General features: G+C 73.1%; 15 protein-coding genes. 8 read left to right on the forward strand and 7 right to left on the reverse strand.

The window, feature by feature from the left end:
- Positions 1–70 precede the first annotated feature (70 nt).
- Positions 71–3,250: a hypothetical protein gene (locus tag KME80_RS03200; protein ID WP_219500063.1), complete on the forward strand. Its 3,180-nt coding sequence runs from the start codon at positions 71–73 to the stop codon at positions 3,248–3,250.
- A gap of 24 nt (positions 3,251–3,274) precedes the next feature.
- On the opposite strand, the gene KME80_RS03205 is transcribed toward KME80_RS03200, so the two are convergent.
- From KME80_RS03205 to KME80_RS03215, 3 genes are read right to left on the reverse strand one after another with little or no spacing between them, the layout of a single operon-like run.
- Positions 3,275–4,780 (reverse strand): tripartite tricarboxylate transporter permease, encoded by a 1,506-nt coding sequence (locus tag KME80_RS03205; protein ID WP_219500065.1) that lies wholly within the window; start codon positions 4,778–4,780, stop codon positions 3,275–3,277.
- Between the two features lie 20 nt (positions 4,781–4,800).
- Complete coding sequence (locus KME80_RS03210; protein WP_219500067.1) at positions 4,801–5,262, reverse strand: tripartite tricarboxylate transporter TctB family protein; 462 nt, start codon at positions 5,260–5,262, stop codon at positions 4,801–4,803.
- Position 5,263: 1 nt separating this feature from the next.
- A complete protein-coding gene (locus KME80_RS03215; protein WP_219500069.1) occupies positions 5,264–6,298 on the reverse strand; it encodes a tripartite tricarboxylate transporter substrate-binding protein in 1,035 nt (344 codons plus the stop codon).
- A gap of 147 nt (positions 6,299–6,445) precedes the next feature.
- Between KME80_RS03215 and KME80_RS03220 the strand changes: the two genes are divergently transcribed.
- A complete protein-coding gene (locus tag KME80_RS03220; protein WP_219500071.1) occupies positions 6,446–7,120 on the forward strand; it encodes a response regulator transcription factor in 675 nt (224 codons plus the stop codon).
- Positions 7,121–7,126: 6 nt separating this feature from the next.
- Complete coding sequence (locus KME80_RS03225; RefSeq protein WP_219500074.1) at positions 7,127–8,527, forward strand: sensor histidine kinase; 1,401 nt, start codon at positions 7,127–7,129, stop codon at positions 8,525–8,527.
- 20 nt (positions 8,528–8,547) lie between these two features.
- Here the strand turns inward: KME80_RS03225 and KME80_RS03230 are convergent, their stop codons facing one another.
- Positions 8,548–9,471, reverse strand: coding sequence for a TAXI family TRAP transporter solute-binding subunit (locus tag KME80_RS03230; protein ID WP_219500077.1), 924 nt, complete (start codon positions 9,469–9,471; stop codon positions 8,548–8,550).
- A 44-nt stretch (positions 9,472–9,515) separates the two neighbouring features.
- Here KME80_RS03230 and KME80_RS03235 point away from each other — a divergent pair, with 44 nt between their 5' ends.
- Positions 9,516–10,028, forward strand: coding sequence for a hypothetical protein (locus tag KME80_RS03235; protein WP_219500079.1), 513 nt, complete (start codon positions 9,516–9,518; stop codon positions 10,026–10,028).
- A gap of 3 nt (positions 10,029–10,031) precedes the next feature.
- Here KME80_RS03235 and prfH read toward each other — a convergent pair whose 3' ends face one another.
- The 3 genes from prfH to KME80_RS03250 all read right to left on the reverse strand — a co-directional run bounded on the left by prfH (position 10,032) and on the right by KME80_RS03250 (position 12,146).
- The gene (prfH, locus tag KME80_RS03240) at positions 10,032–10,640 is read right to left on the reverse strand and encodes a peptide chain release factor H (protein ID WP_219500081.1); all 609 of its coding nucleotides are present in this window, start codon (positions 10,638–10,640) and stop codon (positions 10,032–10,034) included.
- Complete coding sequence (locus tag KME80_RS03245) at positions 10,637–11,779, reverse strand: RNA ligase RtcB family protein (RefSeq protein WP_219500084.1); 1,143 nt, start codon at positions 11,777–11,779, stop codon at positions 10,637–10,639. The genes prfH and KME80_RS03245 overlap by 4 nt, the downstream gene beginning before the upstream one ends.
- A 148-nt stretch (positions 11,780–11,927) precedes the next feature.
- The gene (locus KME80_RS03250) at positions 11,928–12,146 is read right to left on the reverse strand and encodes a hypothetical protein (RefSeq protein ID WP_219500086.1); all 219 of its coding nucleotides are present in this window, start codon (positions 12,144–12,146) and stop codon (positions 11,928–11,930) included.
- 310 nt (positions 12,147–12,456) lie between these two features.
- On the opposite strand from KME80_RS03250, the gene KME80_RS03255 reads away from it, so the two are divergent.
- From KME80_RS03255 to KME80_RS03270, 4 genes are all read left to right on the forward strand, one after another.
- Entirely contained in the window at positions 12,457–13,785 is a 1,329-nt protein-coding gene (locus KME80_RS03255) for a cellulose binding domain-containing protein (RefSeq protein ID WP_219500088.1), read from the forward strand.
- 455 nt (positions 13,786–14,240) lie between these two features.
- The gene (locus KME80_RS03260; RefSeq protein ID WP_219500090.1) at positions 14,241–15,278 is read left to right on the forward strand and encodes a ketoacyl-ACP synthase III family protein; all 1,038 of its coding nucleotides are present in this window, start codon (positions 14,241–14,243) and stop codon (positions 15,276–15,278) included.
- Positions 15,275–15,544 (forward strand): acyl carrier protein, encoded by a 270-nt coding sequence (locus KME80_RS03265; protein ID WP_219500092.1) that lies wholly within the window; start codon positions 15,275–15,277, stop codon positions 15,542–15,544. Before KME80_RS03260 ends, KME80_RS03265 begins: the two co-directional genes overlap by 4 nt.
- Positions 15,541–16,584: a ketoacyl-ACP synthase III family protein gene (locus tag KME80_RS03270; protein ID WP_219500094.1), complete on the forward strand. Its 1,044-nt coding sequence runs from the start codon at positions 15,541–15,543 to the stop codon at positions 16,582–16,584. Before KME80_RS03265 ends, KME80_RS03270 begins: the two co-directional genes overlap by 4 nt.
- The last annotated feature ends 26 nt before the right edge of the window (positions 16,585–16,610 follow it).

Here is a 16,610-nt window from a genome sequence, read left to right on the forward strand (position 1 = left end):
GCTCTCGTCCGGAAGTGGATGAAGCGCAACAATGGATCAGGAACGCGGCGGCGCACCGGGAATGGGGGCGATGAGGGCAGAAGACGTGACGCGGCTGGTCGGAGGCCCGCCCGCGGCGCCCGCAGCGGGCGCCGGGCAGCGGCTGCGTGACGAGCTGGCGGCGCTGGAGGAGCGGGCGCGGCGGGCCCGCAAGGCCGACGGCGAGCCGGCCTCGCGCAAGGCGGCCGTCCGCGAGGTGCGCCGCCGCACCGGGGCCACCCTGCACGACCAGCGCATCGCCTCGTGGCTGCACCCCGACCCGGCCAGGAGGCGCGTGCCCGGCGACTCCGACCGCGTCTGGGACCTCATCGAGATCTGGAGCGAGTGGGCCCGGGTGCGGCCGAACCGGCAGCGGTGGAACGACCTCGTCGAAGCCGCCCAGGACGAGCGCCGTCCCGTTGCGACCGCGGCCGCGCCGCCGGGCAGGCCGCTGTCCCGGGTGGCGGACCCGTTCGCGCTGGGCGTGCACCAGGCCGTCGAGGTCAGCGGCCACGGCGGCCTCCCGGAGCTGCCGCCGTACCTGCCCCGCGAGCACGACCAGCGGCTGGGCGAGGTCGCGCGGCGCGCGGCCGGAGGCAGGAGCGGGCTGGCCGTCCTGGTCGGCGAGTCCTCGGTGGGCAAGACCCGCGCCTGCTGGGAGTGCCTCAGGACGCTGCCCGCGAGCTGGCGGCTGTGGGCGCCGGAGTCCGCGGAGGCGCTCCTGGCCGAGCTGGACGCGGTCGCGCCGCGTACCGTCGTGTGGCTGAACGAGTCGCAGCGGTTCCTGCTCAAGTCCGACCACGTCGCCGGCCGGCTGCGCGAGCTGCTGCACGACCCCGACCGGGCGCCGGTCCTGGTGCTGGGGACGCTGTGGCCGCAGCACTGGGACACGCTCACCACGCCGCCGCCGCAGCCCGAGGCCGAGGACCCGTACGAGCGCAGCCGCCGCCTGCTGATCGGCGGCGCGATCCGGGTGCGCCCGGCCTTCTCCACCGCCGAGCTGTCCGCGGTCCGGGCCGCCGCCGACGCCGGCCCCCAGCTCCGGCAGGCCCTCGACGGGGCCGAGCGGGGGCGGATCACCCAGTATCTGGCGGGCGTCCCGGTGCTCATGGAGCGCTACGACAACGCCCCCGCGGCGGCCCGCGCGCTGATCCACGCGGCCATGGACGCCCGCCGCCTCGGGGCCGGGGTCGCGCTGCCGCTGGGGCTGCTCCGCGACGCCGCCCCCGGCTACCTCACCGACCAGGAGTGGAACGAGGCCGGCGACGACTGGCTGGAGCGCGCGCTGGCCTACACGTCGGCGCCGTGCCGGGGTGTGGCCGGGCCGCTCACCCTCAACCGCCCACGTCCGGACGAACCCGCCGGAACGCCGAGCTGCCGGCTGGCCGACTACCTCGAACAGCACGGCAGGCAGAGCCGCCGGTTCGCGGTGCCGCCCGAGGCGTTCTGGCGGGCGGCGGCCCGGCACGTCACCTCGGCGGACGACCTCCACGCCCTGGCCACCGCCGCCCTGGAGCGGCTGCGCTACCGCCAGGCGGCCCTGATCGCCGGCCGGGCCGCGTCCGCGGGACGGTTCGACGCGCTGTACAGGGTCGCGCTGGAGCTGGAGACCGGCGGCAACCGGGACGGCGCGGAACGGCTCTACCGGATCGGGGCGGAGGCCGGGGACCCCAGCGGCTTCTACGGGCTCGCCATGCTCCGCGAGGAGGAGGGCGACCAGGCCGAGGCCCAGCGGATCGTCCTCGCGGCCGGTGACGAGCTGGTGGAACGGTACGTCGAGGCCCACTGGCGGTTCGGGAACACCGCCCACGCCGAGCGGTTCGCCGTCCGGGCCTACGGTCTCGGGCATCGGCGCGGGCTCTGGGCGATCGCCGCCCGCATTCCGATCGGTGATCGGGAAGGTCAGCGCCGGTTGTACCAGGTCGCCGCCGACGCGGGGGAGACGGACGCGTTGGCGCTGCTGGCGGCGGTGACGGACGATCCGGCCGAGGCGGAGCGGCTCTACCGGGCCGCCGCCGACGCGGGCGTCGTCGCCGCGATGTGGGAGATGGCCTGGCGCTCGGACGCGGAGTGCGAGCATTACGTCACGCTGGCCCTGGCCGCCGACGACCTGATCCCGCGCCACGCGCACGCCGAGAGCCTGGTGGTCAGGCGCGAGCAGGCAGGCGACCGGCAGGGCGCCGAGCGGCTGAACGCCGTCTTCGCGGCGGCCGGGCTCAGCGTGCTCGACCGGATCGCCGAGCTGCGGATGGACGCCGGGGACGACGCGGCCGTCATGCCGCTGGCGCCGGAGCTGGCCGCCGGGGGATTCACGGGGCCCCTGGGACGGCTGGCGCTGCGCCGCGCCGACGCGGGCGACGCACCCGGCGCGGAACGGGTCGCGTTCCTGGCCCGCGACGCCGGTGACGTACGGCCGCTGCGCACGCTGGCCCGGCGGGCCGGGTCCGGGCGGGAGGCGGAACGCCTCTGCCTCCTGGCGGGGGACCACGCCGGGCTCCGGGCGATCGCCAGGTGGCACGAACGGCGCGGGGATCCCGGCGAGGCGGCGCGCGTCCACCGGGCGGGCGCGGACGCGGGCGACCTGCTCGCCCTGCAGGCGCTGGCCCGCCTGCGCGAGGCCGCGGGGCACCCCGACGAGGCCGAACGCCTGGCCGCCAGGGCCGCGGCGATGGGCGACCCGCGGGCCCTGCGCACGCTCGCCTGGATGCGGGAGCGGCGCGGCGACGGCCGGGAGGCCGAACGGCTCGCCGCCGAGGCCGCGGCACGCGGGAGCACGGCCGCCCTGCGCTCCCTGGCCGTCCTGCGCGAGCGCGCGGGCGACCACGCCGCCGCAGAGTCGCTCGCGCATCGCGCGGCCCGTCACGGGGACGGCCACGCGCTGGCGGTGCTGGCGCGCCTGCGGCGGCGAGCCGGCGCCCGCGAGCAGGCGGCCCGGCTGGCGGAGAGCGCGGCGGCGGTGAAGCCGGCCGCGATCACGCCCAGCCGGGCGGTGGCCGAGCCCGCACCACGGCGGAAGGTGGCGCTGCCACCCCGCGACCCCTTCGCCGACGAGGTCAACTCGCTCCTGGACCTGGCCTGGCGCAGCCCCGAGGCCGAGGCCGAGGAGCTGATCCGCCGGGCCGCCGACGCCGGCTACGGTTACCCGCTGCTGCGCCTGGCCGCGGAGCAGGGGTGGGACCTGCTGCCGCGCTACGGCCTCGACACCGACGGGCGGACCGCCGAGCCCTGGTGAGCCCGGGGCCCTGCCCGGCGGCTCCTAGTCCTCCTCGGCGAACACCACCTCGCGGCGCTTGCGGATCGCCGGCAGCACGGCGACCACCAGCGCCGCTGCCGCCAGGGCCAGCAGCACTGCCGAGATCGGCCGCGTCAGGAACACCGTCGCGTCGCCGCGCTCGATGATGAGCGCCCGCCGCAGGTTCTCCTCCAGCAGCGGCCCGAGCACGAAGCCGAGCAGCAGCGGCGCCGGCTCGCACCCGCACTTGATCAGCACGTACCCGAGCAGCCCGAAGAACACGATCGCGTACACGTCGTAGGCGTTGAACCCGAGCGAGTACGTCCCGATCGCCGCGAACAGGATGATCATCGGGAACAGCACCTGGTACGGGATCCGCAGCATCCGCACCCAGAGCCCGATCAGCGGCAGGTTCAGCAGCACGAGCAGCACGTTGCCGATCCACATCGACGCGATCAGGCCCCAGAACAGCGCGGGCTCCTCGGTGATGACGTTCGGCCCGGGGGTGATGCCGTGGACGATGAACGCGCCGATCATCAGCGCCATCACGGGATGGGCGGGCAGCCCCAGCGTCAGCAGCGGGATGAACGACGTCTGCGCGGCGGCGTTGTTGGCCGACTCGGGCCCGGCGACGCCTTCGATGGCGCCGTGCCCGAACTCCTCGGGCCGCTTGGAGACGCGCTTCTCGACGGCGTAGGAGGTGAACGAGGCCAGCACGTGACCGCCGCCGGGCAGGACGCCGAGCGCGGCGCCCAGACCGGTGCCGCGCAGGATCGGGCCGACGATCCGGCGCCGGTCCTCGCGGGTCGGCCACAGGTTCTTGACCTTGCTGACGATCGCGGTGCGGGTCTGCTCGTTCTCCAGGTTGCGCAGGATCTCGGCCACGCCGAACATGCCGACGGCGACCGACACGAAGTCGATCCCGCCGTACAGCTCGCGCTGGCCGAACGTGAACCGGGGCGTACCGGTGTAGATGTCCTGGCCGACGGTGCCGAGCAGGACGCCCAGGAAGATCATGGCCAGGGCCTTGAGCGCCGAGCCGCGCGCCAGCGCGATCGACACGATCAGACCGAGCAGCACCAGCGAGAAGTACTCCGCCGGGCCGAACTGCAACGCGACCCTGGCCAGCGGCGGGGCCGCGACCGCGAGTACGACGGTGGCCACGGTCCCGGCGATGAACGAGCCGACCGCGGCCGTGGCCAGCGCGGCGCCGGCCCGTCCCTGCCGGGCCATCTCGTGCCCGTCGAGCGCGGTGACGGCCGCCGACGACTCGCCGGGCAGGTTGATCAGGATGGCGGTCGTCGAGCCGCCGTACTGCGCGCCGTAGTAGATGCCCGCCAGCATGATCAGTGCCGTGACGGGCTCGAAGCTGAACGTGATCGGCAGCAGCATCGCCACCGTCGCCGTCGGCCCGATGCCGGGCAGCACGCCGACAGCCGTCCCGAGCAGCACACCCACGAAGCAGTAGAGGACGTTCTGGACGAGCAGGGCGGTCGAGAGGCCCAGCGCGAGGTTGTCGAGTAGTTCCATGCCTCAATCCGGATTCCGCGTCAGAATCCCAGCCACGGGCCCCAGAGCGGGAGCCGTAGCTGCAGTCCGACGACGAAGATGAGCGTGGCCGCGAGGGTCAGCCCGGCGGCCACCGCCACGGCCATGAGCGGCCGTACGCGCTTGCTGGCCACCGTGGTGAGCAGGGCGGTCACCAACGACGCCGGGACGAACCCGAGCCCCCGTACGGTGAAGCCGAAGAACACCAGCGCGAGCACGATGACGCCGACCGCCCGCCACGGGATCGGCCCGAACGCGATCACCTCGCCGGCCACCAGGCCCTTGACCACGATGGCCAGGCCCAGGGCCGCCACGACCGCGCCGACCAGCAGCGGGAAGGCGCCGGGGCCCATCCGCAGCGGGGTGCCCAGCTCGTAGCCGAGCGACCCTGCCACGAACGCGCCACCGATCAGGATGAACACGACCCCGGCGAGTACGTCCGGGAAGGACCGGCGACGCTCCACGTCAGGACGCCTTGATCCCGGCGTCGGCGATGACCTTGCCCCAGGTGGTGAGCTGCTCCTCCAGCTTGGCGCGGTGCGCCTGCGGGGTCGCCGCCTCGGCCGCGACCGGCGCGGTGCCGAGCTTGGCCATCTGGTCGATGACCTTCTGGTCGGCCAGCGCGGACTTCAGCGCCTCGGACAGCTTCTGGACGACGTCCTGCGGCGTGCCCTTCGGGGTGTACAGGCCGTGCCACACGCTGACCTTGAGCCCGGGCAGCCCGGCCTCGGTGGTCGTGGGCACGTCGGGCAGGCTCTTGACCCGCTCGGGCGTGGTGACCGCGTACGCCTTGACCTCTCCGGCGGAGATCTGGCCGCTGGTGTTGGTCGTCTGGTCGCACATGAAGTCGACCTGGCCGCCGACGAGGTCGGTCAGCGCGGGCCCGGTGCCCTCGTACGGGACCTCCTGGAGCTTGACCCCGGTGGCCGTCTGGAACAGCAGGCCGCACAGGTGGGAGGCGGCGCCGATGCCGGCGTTGGCCATCGTGACCTTGTCGGCGTTGGACTTCACGTGCGCCACGAGGTCCTGGAGCGTCGCGGGGGCGAAGTCCTTGCGGGCGACGACCGTCATCGGCACCTCGGTGACGAGCCCGACCGTCTCGAAGTTCTCCAGCGGCTGGTAGCCGAGGTCCTGGTAGAGGGCGGGCGCGGTGGACATGCCGATGTGGTGCATGAGCACGGTGTAGCCGTCGGGCTCGCCGCGGGCGACCTCGCCGGCGCCGATGGTGCCGCCCGCGCCCTCGACGTTCTGGACGACGATCTTCGCGCCGAGCTTGGCGGCCATCGGTTCGGCGATCATGCGGGTGACGGTGTCGGTCGGGCCGCCCGCGCTGAACGGCACGACGAACGTGATGTTCTGGCTGGGGTAGGCGCCGCCCTCGCCGCCTCCGCCGGTCGCGCCGCCCCCGCCGCCGTTGCCGGAACAGGCGGCGGCGAGCGAGACGACGCCGATCACGGCGATCATCCGGGCGGCGGCTGGATACCTGCTGGTCGTTCTCATATCGGGGCTCCTCGTCAGTGCGCGGCCTCAGTCTGGGGTGACAAAGGCGCGCATGGTGTCAGAGGAATCCCAAGGAATGCGGTGAATGTCAGAGAAATCCCAAGAAACGGCATGGCCCGGCCGCTGGCCCCGGCCGTACAATCCGGTATGCGGATCACCATCATCGAGGATGACGACCGCGTGGCGCGGGGTCTGGCGACCGTCCTGGCCCAGGCGGGCTTCGAGGTGCACCGCCTCGCCACGGCGGCCGAGGCCGTGCGCGCGGCCCCGTCCGACGTCGTCCTCGTCGACCTGGGCCTGCCCGACGGCGACGGCCTCGACGTGATCCGCAAGCTGCGCGACCGCCCCGAGACCGCCGTCATCGCCGTGACCGCCCGCTCCGAGGAGCACGAGCGCGTCCGCGGGCTGCGCGCCGGGGCCGACGACTACATCGTCAAGCCGTTCGGCGTCCCCGAGCTGCTGGCCAGGATCGACGCCGTCCTGCGGCGCACCCGGGTCGCCCGCGCGATGAGCCACCCCGACGGGCCCCTCGTCGTCGGCCCGATGCGCATCGGCGTCGGCACCCGCGAGGTCACCGTCGACGACGTCCCGGTGACGCTGACCCGCAAGGAGTTCGAGCTGCTCCTGCTGCTGGCCCGCCGGGCGCCCAACGTCGTCAGCCGCGACGTCATCCTCGACCAGATCTGGGGCGCCACCTGGGAGTCGTCGAGCCGCACCCTCGACACCCACATCGCCGCGCTCCGCCACAAACTGGGGCCCGCCACGCTGATCCGCACCATCCACGGGGTCGGCTACCGGCTGACGGCGGAGCCGGACGGCTGACGTCCCGTGCACCGCCGCCTGCTCGTCGTCCTGGTGCCCCTCGCGGTCCTGCTCGTCGCGGCCCTCGGGGTCCCGCTCGGCGTCACCGTCGCCGAGCGCGAGATGCAGGAGACGTACGTGGACCGGCTCAACGACGTCGGCAGGTTCGCGTCGCTGGCCGAGACCGCGCTGTCCACCGGGCGCACCGAGGCCCTCCAGCAGGAGCTGGCTCGCTACCACGAGCTGTACGGCATCCCCGTCGCCGTGATCGACAAATCGGGCGCCGTGCTGCTCGGCCCGGCGGACGCGTACCGGCAGGCGGCGCGGGCCGAGCCGGCCCTGCCCCGGATCGTCACCGCCGCGCTCGCCGGGGCCAGGCCCGAACCGTCCGGGGAGTGGGCGCCCTGGGACGACTCCGCCTTCGTCGTCGCCGAGCCGGTCGGCCGCGACAGCGAGGTCGTCGGCGCCGTCGTGACGATCTCCGACCTGGCCAGGACGCGCTCGCGCATCCTGCTGCGCTGGGCCCAGCTCGCCGGCCTCGGGCTGCTGCCGCTGATCGCGCTCGTCGCCGTCGCCTGGCCGGTCTCGGCGTGGGTGCTGCGGCCCGTACGCGAACTCGACGCGGCCAGCTCGCGCATCTCCCAGGGCGACCTCACGATCCGCGCCGACGCCGAGGCCGGGCCGCCCGAGCTGCGGCGGCTGGCCGAGTCGTTCAACACGATGATGGACGCGGTCGAGAACGCCGTGCAGCGCCAGCGCGCGTTCGTGTCGGACGCCTCCCACCAGTTGCGCAACCCGCTGACCAGCCTGCGGCTGGCCGTGGAGAGCCTGGAGCCGCACCTGCGGGCGGGCGACGACGGGCGGCAGGCGTACGACGTCGCGGTCGACGAGCTCAAGGCGATGCAGCGGATGCTGAACTCGCTGCAGGCCAGCGCCCGGATGGAGAGCATCCGCACGGCCTCGCCGGTGGACCTCGACGCGGTGCTGGCCACCCGCGTCGACCGGTGGCGGGCGCTGACGGCGACCGCCGGGCAGAGGCTGGCAGTGGAGGTGCCGCCGGGGCTGCGGCTGCTGGAGCCGTCCGGCGGGCTGGGCAGCATCCTGGACGAGCTGATCAGCAACGCGCTGCGGCTGTCGGACGCGCGGGTGGTGCGGGTGAGCGCCGCCGAGGCGGGCGGCGTCGTCGCGATCGCCGTCCGCGACGACGGCCAGGGCATCGAGCCGGCCGAGCGCGAGCAGGCGCTGCGCCGGTTCTGGCGCGCGCCCAAGCACCAGAACGTCACCGGCACCGGCCTGGGGCTGGCCATCTGCGCCGACCTCGTCGGCGCGGCCGGGGGCGAGCTGCGGCTGGAGGACGGCCTGCCGCGCCCCGACGGCACCGGCCACGGCTTCGCCGCCGTGGTCGCGCTGCCCCTCGTGCCCGGCTGACCTGTCCCCGGCCGCACCGCTCAGCGCTTGCGGTCGCGGAACCAGGCCGCCGCCCCCGGATGCAGCGGCGCCGTCGCCGTGGAGATCCCGGTGCGCACGTTGATGTGCCACGCCTCGGGCACCGCCGCGGGCCCGGCGCGGGTGAAGATCGTGTCGGTGATGGCGTGCACCAGCTCGTCCGGCAGGTCGTTGCGGACGAGCAGCACGTTCGGCACCGCGACCGTGCGCGCCGCGGGCACCCCCGCGTAGGCCGTCGACGGGATCATGGCAGGCGTGTACGGGCCCGGGAACGCCGTGATGAGCGCCCCCGCCTGGGCGGCCAGCGGGATCAGCCGGATCGCGTGCTTCTGCGCCAGCTCCGTGATCGCCGGCGTCGGGACGCCCGTCAGCGAGAACATCGCGTCGATCCGGCCGTCACGCAACGCCGCCGCCGACTCCGCCTGGCTCAGGTACAGCCACTCCAGCTCCAGCCGGGCCAGCTCCAGCGCCCGCCGCGAGGTGAACTCCGTGCCCGAATCGCGGGCCCCCAGCGACACCCGCCTGCCCGCCAGGTCCGCGAACTCGCCGATCGGCGACCCGGCCATTACCACCAGGTGCAGATGGCTGTCGTACAGGCGGCAGATCGCCGAGACGCCGTCCGGCGCGCGGCCGTCGGTCGTGATCAGCGCGTCCAGGCTCGTCAGCCCGAGCTGCGCCTCACCGGCCCGCAGCATCCGGATGTTGTCGGTCGACGCCCCGCTCGGCACCGTCGTCACCGTCACGCCCGGCACCTGCTCGGAGACGCGCCCGGCCAGCACGCCGCCGATCCGCCGGTACACCGCTCCCTCCGGGCCCGTGGCCAGCCGCAGCCGCGCCGGCTCCACCTCCGGCCGCCGCGCGCAACCGGCGGCCAGCCCTCCGGCGGCGAGCAGCACCGCCCGCCGGCTGAACGTCGGCTGCACCATGCCGAGATGATGGTGGGCCCGCCCGGCGTGATGCAATATGCCCCGTGAAGCAGATGAGACGGCTGACCGGCGAGATGCTTCTCTACTGCTTCGCCGTCGTCCTGGCCACCGGCGCCTACCTCGCCTGGTTCCGGCCCGACGGCGGCACGGTCGTGTACGACGGCCCCTACGAGCCGTTGCGCGGCGTCGAGCTGAGCTCCGCCTACGCGGCCGCGCTGGACACGGGGCTCGCCACACCGGGCGGCCTGGCGATCCGCCACCTGCATCACAGCTCCTCGATGCTGCTGGCGGCGGGCGTCGCGGTCTGGGTGCTGCTCGGCCTGTTCCGCTACGTGCCGGCGCTGCTGGCGGCGGGGCCGGCCGCGCTCGCCGTCGTGACCGGCGAGCGAGCCGGTGACGTCGAGGGGCACGTTCCGCACCTGGCCGCCGCCCTGGCCCTGGGGGCCGCGCTCGCGTTCTCCGTCCGCCGTGAGTCGGCCCGCACGGCGCGGGCGCCGGCGTACGTGCTGCTGGTCGCCGCGCTCGCCGTGTCGGTCATCCTCTGGCAGGGCTGGTGAGCGTCAGGGGCGTTCGACGCGGGTGGGGTTGCCGCGGACGAGCTCGTCGTGGACGCGGTGCCGGGCGGCGATGAGGGCGCGGCCGGCCGCCTCGTCGTCGCGTTCGAGGCGCTCGCGCAGCAGGCGCATGGCGATGCGGCGGTTGAGGCTGAACTGGCGCTCGGTGTCGACCACGACGACGATCCCGGTGGGCCGGTGGGTGGCCCGCACGGCGGTGCTGGCCTTGTTGCGGTGCTGGCCGCCGGGGCCGCCGGTGCGGCAGGGCACGACGTCGACGTCGTCCTCGGCGAAGGCCGTGCGCGGGGCGTCGACCTGGCACGGCCGGGCGGTCACGTACCAGTTCTTGCGCCCGGCGGAGGCCCGGTAGGGGCTGGGGGCCTGCCAGCACAGGGTCCCGGTCCAGGAGGCGGCGAACGTCTCGGCGTCCGCGCCGGTGATCCTGACCAGCACCGACCGGTACGTGCCGGGCCGCTCGCCGGGGACGGTCTCGGCGCGGTGGGTCTCCAGCTTGTGCCGGGCGGCGTCGGCTTCGAGCCGGCGCAGCAGCCGGGCGAGCGCCCACGCGCACTCCTGCGGGCCGCGTCCGGCCGACAGGAGCAGGTGGACGGTCACGACCGGCCCCGCTTGCGGCGGCGCTCGGGCGCGGAGCCGAGATCGGCCGTCTTGTACGTGACCAGCGGGACCGTCGTGGCGATCGGGGTGGCCAGGTCGTGCTCGACCAGGTCGGAGATCACCTGCTCGATGCGCTTGTAGGCGGTCGGCGCCTCCTCGAACAGAAGCTGGCGGTCGCCGCAGACCACCAGCGAGCCGAGCGGTGTGCGGCGCAGCTCCTCGACGGTGTGCTTGGCCCGGCCCCGGCGCAGCGCGTCGGCGCGCGACATCTTGCGGCCCGCGCCGTGCGCGACGGAGTGGCCGGCGTCCGGCCCCGAGTGGGCGGCCACCAGGTAGGAGTGGGTGCCTCGGGTGCCGGCGATGAGCACGTCGCGGCCGTCGCCCGGCGCGGCCCCCTTGCGGTGCAGGTAGAGGCCGTCGCGGACCTCGACGAGGTTGTGGCACTGATCGACGACCGGCTCGGCGGGCCGGGCCCCCAGGGCGTGGGCGACCCGGGCGGCCAGCAGCCGCCGGTTGAGCGATCCCCAGCGCACGGCCTCGTCGTGCACGGCCAGGTAGGCGTCGGGGTCGGGGGCCGGGCCCGCGCCGTGGACCTCGGTGTGCGCCCGCAGGATCCGCTCGCCCAGCCCCCGCGAGCCGCTGTGGACGATGAGCACCAGGTCGCCGGCGGCGAGCCCGAGGCGGTCGGCGTGGTCGAACTCGAAGACGGTGCCGATCCGCGCCAGCTCGACGAAGTGGTTGCCCCGGCCGACCGTGCCGAGGCCCTCGTGGTGACCGGCGGGGATCTCGCCGTCGAGCACGTCCCAGGCCGGGTCGTCGGCGTCGCGTACGGGATCGAGCGGGCGGTCGAGGTCGGGGAAGCGGGCGGCGAGCTTCTCGGGCACGGCGCGCTTGAGCCTGAAGGGGAAGACGGCGATGCCGCAGCCGATGTCGGAGCCCACCAGGAACGGGTAGAGCACGCTCGACGTCATCGCCGCGCCGATCGGGGCGCCCTTGCCGGGGTGCAGATCGGGCATCGCGGCGACGTGCCTCATGCCGTCGAGGGCGGCCACCTGGTGACACTGGGTGAGGGCGTCGGACTCGATCCAGCTTGCGGGGGAGGCGAACACGGAGACCGTGGCCGGGTGGTGGTGCGACAAAGACGCTCTCTTCGCTGAACGGGTGCTGGCATTTCGGAATGGCAGCACCACGGTCGCCGAGCCGTGCCGCGAGAGGCAAACGATTTTCCGCCAGGCACGCAGGAGCCCCCTGGCTCAAAGAGCCGGGGGGCGCCCAGGTCTCAGCGTGTCACGCGTAGAGGAAGTAGTAGTGATACTGGCTCTTCCACTCGCATCTATACCCGTTCCACCAGCCCTGCTCGTCGCCGTAGTCGCCGTATCGCTGGCATTCCGAGTGCTCCCGGTAGATGCCGTTGAGCGTTTCGGCCTGCGCCGGAGTGGCGCCGAGCGATAACGACAATCCGAGGGCCAGAACGGCCGGGACGAGAACTGCGCGAACCTTGCGCATCAATCCTCCTAAGACGGGGTGGATCACGGCGGTCAAGATATCACTGACCGTGTGCCAGGAAAAATGTCATTCGGTGCTGCGTTGTCGCCGCGTAATACGGCCTTCTGGGCCCTTCTTCATGTTTTGTTCCCGTCTAATGCCGGATGAGCTGTTTCGCCCATCGGTAGGGGTGCAAGTCACCAGGATCGAAACGGTTCGCCGAAAACTTTGACCACCGTCACGTACGTGTCATATCGTCGCCTCGCCCACATCGAGGCGAGGCCAAGCCGGCGGGGAAAACGGCGATCATCCGAACACCGGAGGCTCACCTATGCATGCTCGAATCCGCCCGGCCGCCGTCCTCGGCATGGTCCTCACCATGCTGGCGACCTTCGGTGTCTCACTCGCGCTCTCACCACCGGCCCAGGCCGCCCAGGTGATCGCCGACATCCCGTACGCCTCCGAGGACCCCGTCGGCTCCCGGGGGCACCTGCTGGACCTCTACCTGCCGACCGGCGGCCTCACCCCCAGGCCGCTGCTGATCTGGCACAAGGGCTCGGCCTGGTCGAGCGACGAGGGCAAGAGCGGCGCCGCCGACATCGCCGCCGTCTTCAACGCCAAGGGCTGGGCGGTGGCCGGCGTCAGCGTCCGCTCCAGCACCCAGGCGGTCTTCCCGGCGCAGGTGCACGACATCAAGGCGGCCATCCGCTGGCTGCGCCACAACGCCCCCGCCTACCAGCTCGACCCGAACCGCTTCGCCATGATGGGCGACTCCTCGGGCGGCTGGCTGACGGAGATGGCCACGTTCACCGGCGGCGTGGCGGCGCTGGAGGGCACCGTCGGCGCGACCGGCGTCTCCAGCTCCGTGCAGGCCGGGCTCGCCTTCTTCAGCCCGACCGACTTCCTCCAGATGAACGCCCAGAACCTGCCCGGCGGCGGGCTGGACCACAACTCGCCGATCTCGCCCGAATCCCTCCTGGTCGGCTGCGCCATCCAGACCTGCCCCGCCACGGTGGCGCAGGCCAACCCGATCAACTACGTCGACGCCAACGACCCGCCGGTGCTGTTCCTGCACGGCCAGGCCGACTTCCTGGTGCCCCACGGGCAGAGCGTGCTGCTCTACAACAAGATCAAGTCGGTCTGCGGCAACGGCCAGTTCATCTCCATCCCCGGCGCCGACCACGGCCGGGCCGACGTCATGGACCCCGCCCGGTTCGGCACCCAGACCAGCTACGCCACCACCAACTGCGGCGAGGCCATCCTGGCGGGCGGGGGCGCCCCCAACCCGACCTGGGACACCTTCGAGATGTTCCTGCGCGGCGCGCTCAAGATGGGCACCTCGTGCCAGGTCACCTGGCAGGCCAGCAACTGGAGCGGCGGCTTCAACGGCACCGTGACCATCAAGAACACCGGCACCACGCCCATCAGCGGCTGGCGCCTGTCGTGGAACTGGGCCGGCAACCAGCAGGTGACCGCCTTCTGGAACACCAACCTGACCCAGACCGGCACCCAGGTGGTCGCTCGCGATGCCGGCCACAACGCCAACATCGGCCCGAGCTCCAGCGTCAGTTTCGGGTACGAGGCCAGCGTCACCGGCACGAACGCCCCGCCCGCCGAGTTCAGGCTCAACGGCATCCCCTGCGCCCGCGTCATCGTGTGAGCCCCGGCGCCCGCGGCCCAGGTCGCGGGCGCCAATTTCGGAAAGCCGTAATGGAACCGTCCAATCGGCGGAACCGCAGCTCGGCCGAGAAATGTGCATTTCAAAAATGAACACGTTCCGCCGGGTTGCGGTCACGGAATGAGGCCGTCCAGATTTCGGACCTTATATTGCTTTACCCGAAGGGCGGCCCTATCCTTTCCCCTGTGATCGCCGAGGACAGAGAGAGGGCGCTCGTGACGGCATCGACCGGCGGGAATCGCGCAACTCGACATCGCAAAAACGCCTGACCGCCGACTTCCGAAATTCACGACGCTCTCGTCCGCCGGCCGCCTTTTCCGGCCTCACGCGCCGACTCGCTGCCGCTGGCCGGCTGACTCCGCTTTCCCCTGGTGCTCCGTCCGCACGACGGCGCCCTTGCCATGCTCAGAGTTAGGGGACGTGTGCGTACTTCCAACATGTTCGTCAGGAGCCTCGGCGTTCACGTGCCGGACGCCGTGACCGTCGAGCAGGCGGTCAGCGAAGGCCTGTACCCGGCCGACGAGGCCGAGAAGTTCCAGCAGATCGGCGCCGCCGTCGCCGGCGACATGCCCGCCCCGGAGATGGCCAGGCGCGCCGTCGTGGACGCCTACGAGCGCTGGGGTGAGTCCTCCCCGCGCGAGCTCGACCTGCTGCTCTACCCGTCGGTCTGGCACCAGGGCCCCAACGGCTGGCAGCCGCAGCACTACCTGCAGATGCACCTGCTCGGCGGCGGCGTGCCCGCGTACGAGATCCGCAGCGGCTGCGTCGGCATGATCAGCTCGCTGGAGCTGGCCGCCAGCTACCTCCAGGCCGACCCGGGCCGCGAGACCGCGATGGTCGTCTCCGCCGACAACCATGGCACCCCGCTGGTCGACCGCTGGCGCATGACGCCCGGCGCGCTCATCGGCGACGCCGCCTGCGCGCTCGTCCTCGGCAAGGACTACGGCATGGCCCAGCTCCTGTCGGTGAACGCCACGACGATCCCCGAGGCCGACGCGGTCAACGACGGCGCCTACCCGCTGTTCCCCCCGGACGCCACCGTCGGCCGGGGGCTCAGCTTCGGTGACCGGCACGAGGAGTTCCGCCAGCGGCTCCTCAAGGAACGCGGCACCGGCATCCACCTGACGATCCAGAAGACGATGATGCAGCAGGTCGAGCAGACCCTGGACGAGGCCGGGATCGAGCTGTCCGACATCACCCGGGTGGCCTTCCCGCACGGCCGCCGCGAGGACCTGGACGGGCAGATGTCCTGGCTCGGCATCGAGGTCGAGCAGACCACCTGGGACTACGGCAGGCGCGTCGGCCACTGCGGCGCCGTCGACCAGTTCATCGCCTTCGAGCACCTGATCGCCACCGGCGGGCTCGTGCCCGGCGACCACCTGCTCGTGGTGGGCTTCGGCTCCGGGACGTCGGTCGCCGCGGCGGCGTTCAAGGTGCTCGCGCCCGCCCCCGTGACGAAAGAGGCACGCGCATGACGATCGGACAGACCACCGGCGAGACCACGTACCGGCTGGTCGCCTTCATCCAGGACAACCTCGTCCCGGACGACGCCGACCTGGAGGTCGACGAGGCCACCCCGCTCCTGACGTCCGGCCTGCTGGACTCCCTGCGGACCGCGCGCCTGCTCAACTTCATCCGGAAGGAGCTCGGCGTCCCGGTTCCGGCCGCGAAGCTCGACCCCGAGAACTTCCGCGACGTCACCACGATCGTCGCGATGCTCGACGAACTCGCCTCGGCATGACCCCGCCCGGCACGTACGTCAGCGGGGTGGGAGCCTTCGTCCCCCGCACGGTCGTCAGCGTCGAGAAGGCCGTCGCCAAGGGCTGGTACCCGGCCGAGGAGGCGGAGCTGCACAACCTGGCCGGGGCCGCGGTGGCCGGCGACCTGCCCGCGCCCGAGATGGCGCTGCACGCGGCGCAGAGCGCGCTCAAGCGCAGCGGGCGCGCCCCCGCCGACCTCGACCTCCTGCTGTACGCCTCCACCTGGCACCAGGGGCCCGACGGCTGGCCCCCGCACTCCTACCTGCAACGCCACCTCGTCGGCGGCGACGTCCTGGCCACCGAGATCCGGCAGGGCTGCAACGGGATGTTCACCGCCCTGGAGCTCGCCGCCGGCTACCTCGGCGCCGACCCCGCCCGGCAGGCCGCCCTGCTCGTCGCCGCCGACAACTACGGCACCCCGCTGATGGACCGGTGGCGCATGGGCCCCGGCTACGTCGGCGGCGACGCCGCCAGCGCGCTCGTGCTCACCAGGGAGCCCGGCTTCGCCCGCCTGATGTCGGTGCGCACGGTGACCGTCGCCGAGGCCGAGGAGCTGCACCGGGGCACCGAGCCCCTGTTCCCGCCCGGCGTCACCGTCGGGCGCAAGTTCAGCTTCGCGGCCAGGAACGACCAGTTCCGGAACCAGGTCATGCCCCAGGGCGAGAGCACGGCCGCCCTGTTCAAGATCCAGCGGGCGCTCATGGAGATCGTCGAACGCGTCCTCGACGAGAGCGGGATCGAGGCCCGCGACCTCACCCGGGTCGCCTTCATGAACTACTCCGAGGAGATCGTCGAACAGCGCTGCATGGCCCTGCTCGACCTGCCCATGTCACGTTCCACCTGGGAGTACGGGCGCACCATCGGCCACTGCGGGGCCAGCGACCAGGTCCTCGCCCTCGACCGGCTGCTCACCACCGGGCAGCTCGGCCCCGGGGACCACCTGCTGATGCTCGGCACCGGCCCCGGAGTCACGGTCTCCGGCGCCGTGATCAAGATCCTCGACACGCCTCCGTGGTGCTGAGAGCCGTCACCGAAACCGCGTAGTCA

The organism is Nonomuraea ceibae, from assembly GCF_019396325.1.
In the GTDB taxonomy this organism is placed as follows: Bacteria; Actinomycetota; Actinomycetes; order Streptosporangiales; family Streptosporangiaceae; genus Nonomuraea; species Nonomuraea ceibae.

Excerpts from the sequence above, each read along its gene's own strand:
- KME80_RS03220 (WP_219500071.1), top strand. The coding sequence starts at position 6,446 with ATGCGGATCACCATCATCGAGGATGACGACCGCGTGGCGCGGGGTCTG.
- KME80_RS03250 (WP_219500086.1), bottom strand. The coding sequence starts at position 12,146 with ATGCGCAAGGTTCGCGCAGTTCTCGTCCCGGCCGTTCTGGCCCTCGGA.
- KME80_RS03255 (WP_219500088.1), top strand. The coding sequence starts at position 12,457 with ATGCATGCTCGAATCCGCCCGGCCGCCGTCCTCGGCATGGTCCTCACC.
- KME80_RS03270 (WP_219500094.1), top strand. The coding sequence starts at position 15,541 with ATGACCCCGCCCGGCACGTACGTCAGCGGGGTGGGAGCCTTCGTCCCC.
- KME80_RS03200 (WP_219500063.1), top strand. The coding sequence starts at position 71 with ATGAGGGCAGAAGACGTGACGCGGCTGGTCGGAGGCCCGCCCGCGGCG.
- KME80_RS03260 (WP_219500090.1), top strand. The coding sequence starts at position 14,241 with ATGTTCGTCAGGAGCCTCGGCGTTCACGTGCCGGACGCCGTGACCGTC.
- KME80_RS03230 (WP_219500077.1), bottom strand. The coding sequence starts at position 9,471 with ATGGTGCAGCCGACGTTCAGCCGGCGGGCGGTGCTGCTCGCCGCCGGA.
- KME80_RS03215 (WP_219500069.1), bottom strand. The coding sequence starts at position 6,298 with ATGAGAACGACCAGCAGGTATCCAGCCGCCGCCCGGATGATCGCCGTG.
- KME80_RS03205 (WP_219500065.1), bottom strand. The coding sequence starts at position 4,780 with ATGGAACTACTCGACAACCTCGCGCTGGGCCTCTCGACCGCCCTGCTC.
- KME80_RS03265 (WP_219500092.1), top strand. The coding sequence starts at position 15,275 with ATGACGATCGGACAGACCACCGGCGAGACCACGTACCGGCTGGTCGCC.